Below are 1,679 nucleotides of genomic sequence, written 5' to 3' on the forward strand. Positions count from 1 at the left end.
ATTATCATCAACGAGTGCCCACACAGATTGATAGGTTCTTATTTTTAAAGAGCTTTTCTAACATTTTCAGCAACTTAATTGCTCGTCGTTAGGGGTGCGTATCTTACTTCACACCGTGAGAGAGTCAAGCATTTTTTTCAAATTCTTTTTTCTCTCTTCCCGACTCGCTGTGTGACTTTCGTCTCACTCCGTGTCGGTGGATGCGCAGTATAGGGGGTTGAGAAATTAGCACAAGCGTTTTTTGCAAAAAAACTTTCAACCGAACAAATAACAAGCATTCTGCATGGATACTCAACGATCTTGTCTAATATTTCGGGTTGCAGAGGATCTTTTCATGATGAAACACCTGACTTCTGCATTAAAAGATCGCCGGTTTCTTTGTGATTTCGGTTGCTGATCTTATCTCTCTTGGTTCTTTTTTCTCTTTCTAACTATATAAAGACGAAAAAAAAGAGCAGAACGATGACGAACTGCTCTTTTGGTCTTTGCTTTTTATTTGGGGTACTTCAGGTGAAGTCTTGGAAATTACTTCTTCTATATAGAAGAAAAGATCAGAGCATCCTTGCTCTTCTCTTTACGACAGAATAGTTAGGGGTATATCTAATATGCCGTTATTGTTCGATGACGCATTGAGCTCGTAAGAGTGGAGCATGCTTGCATTCCCAATGACGTCATCTTCGAGAGGAACTTAGTTCTTCAATACTTTTACGGTGTAGCTACCATCTTTTAGTTGGTATAGACCGTGGATGTCGGTTTCGAAACCTGGGTAATGCGCACCGATCTCACAAAGCATCTCTAGGAAGTCCAGCACAGGGCGAGACTCTTGAGTCACCATTTCACCAGGAAGTACTAGTGGCACACCTGGAGGGTAAGGAAGGATCATGTTCGCACTTACGCGGCCAACCATTTCTTCCAGTTTGATTTCTTCTACGTTACCGCGAAGCTCTTCTTGCCATGCTGCGTGTGGTGTTACTTTCATTTCTGGAAGTACATCGAACGCTTTGTACATTAGCTCTGGTAGGTTGTATTTCTTAGTTAGGTCATGAATTGCTTGTGCTAGTTCTTGAACGCGCATGCCTTCATAGAAGCTTGGGTCTTCGTTGTATAGCGAAGGTAGGAAGCTCTTGATGGTTAGGTTCAAGTCGTAGCCACGTTTAAATTCAGTTAGACCGCGTAGCAATTGCATTGCTTTTGATTTGTCGATACCGATTGAGAATAGGAACAACAAGTTGTATGGACCTGTTTTCTCTACCACGATGCCGCGCTCGTCTAGGAATTTAGCCACCAGCGAAGCAGGAATACCTGATTCCTCTAGTTCGCCTTCTTTATTCATCCCAGGAGTCAGTAGCGTTACTTTGATTGGATCAAGATACATGTGGTTGTCATCCATGTTCTTGAAGCCGTGCCATGTGTCGCTAGGGTCTAGTTTCCAACATTCTGTGCTATCGATGTTTTCTGGTTGCCATACATCGAAGAACCAGCTGTCGCTTTCTGCTTCTAGACGTTTGATCTCTTTACGGAAGCGGATTGCGCGATCGATAGAGTCTTGCATCAACTTCTTACCAGTGTTGCCGCGCATCATTGCCGCTGCAGTTTCAGTAGAAGCAACATATATGGACGCACCTCAGGATGCAATGGCTAATTGAATGATACGGTCGCTAACATATATCCGACGTCTT

1 pseudogene is annotated in these 1,679 nt (G+C 43.2%); it reads right to left on the reverse strand.

Annotation, left to right across the window (positions count from 1 at the left end):
* Nucleotides 1-688 precede the first annotated feature (688 nt).
* Nucleotides 689-1,609, reverse strand: a pseudogene (locus R7R24_RS24370) (lysine decarboxylase LdcC); the annotation flags it as partial.
* Nucleotides 1,610-1,679 lie beyond the last annotated feature (70 nt).

Source organism: Vibrio sp. 704 (genome assembly GCF_033339295.1).